This window comes from Variovorax sp. P4_D9 (assembly GCF_056401695.1).
The window spans coordinates 1-1,024 of record NZ_JBFUIU010001555.1 but is presented as its reverse complement, the minus strand read 5'-3'; the positions used below and the strand labels follow the sequence as shown (position 1 = coordinate 1,024).

Annotated in this window: 1 protein-coding gene; it reads right to left on the bottom strand. The window is 60.3% G+C overall.

Going from position 1 to position 1,024, the window contains the following annotated elements:
- Positions 1-276: 276 nt before the first annotated feature.
- Positions 277-531 carry a ribonuclease toxin HepT-like protein gene (locus AC1DY5_RS56850; RefSeq protein WP_478122908.1) on the bottom strand — a complete coding sequence of 85 codons (255 nt, stop codon included), beginning with the start codon at positions 529-531 and terminating at the stop codon, positions 277-279.
- Positions 532-1,024 lie beyond the last annotated feature (493 nt).

Below are 1,024 nucleotides of genomic sequence, written 5' to 3'. Positions count from 1 at the left end.
GCGATGCGATGCGAATGGGCATGTTGCGATCCTCATGGTGGGTGGAAGACCAATGTAGGCCAGCCCGCCGGGTCCTGCCAATCGATTTGTGTGGCTTCGCCCTTGCGGCAGTGAATTTCTGCTGTCTGAGAACGGACTGTCGCAAATACCTGCTTCGGGCCGCATGCTGCCTCCAGAACGGTCGGGCCTGGTGGGCTACAACGTCCAGGCAGCCGTCGACGCCAGGCACCAAGCTGCGGCCCTTGTCGATCGGGGGTACTTCAGTCGAGGCCCAGCCTATTTCGGCGCAGGATGAGTCAGAGCCGGCCCGTCGCCAGGTCCGTGGATCAGTCCGTTTGCAAAGGCGTGAAGGTCGCTGATGGTGTGCTCGATCGCAGCCCTTGCATCCGGTAAGAACTCCAGAATTCGGGCGGGCTTAAGGGCTCCCGCATAGTTCGATCTGATGACGCGGCGCATCCGCAGCATCGATTCGAGACCTGCAAAAGCCTGTTCGCTCAATATGGCGCTACGAACGCCTGGGGACTTCGACAGCGGCGCGCGCCAGGGCCGTTCGCACCCGAAGAGATCATCTGAGCAGAATCTTCCCTCTCGGTGAGCTCCTCCGAGGTTGTCAACACTCGCAAGTCCAATAAAATCAACGGCTTACGAGCGTCATTTTCAAAGTTGCACCGCCTGGATTTTCACAGTTGGGCCAGTGCTCAGAAGTCTGTCGCCCGATGACCGCATACCGGCGATCCTGAAGTCCGCTGTAAGTCGGCTCTGGGCCCTACCCTGCCTGTCGTCCGGCCGTCGTACGCCAGTTGTGCAGCGATTGCTGTCCTTCCCTGTCGCAGGGTGAGATCACGCTGTAAGGCCGACTCCGGTCGCTCAGCAGCGAAGGACACCCTGGGTATCAACTGCCGGTCCCAAGGCATTGCAGTCATAGCCCCCCTGCTTGCCCTCTAGCGACCGTGCCCTCGAAGTATCGAACGTCCGCTCTGTTCGCCATCGAAATGGGAGTTCGGGCCCGTTGATGACATACCCC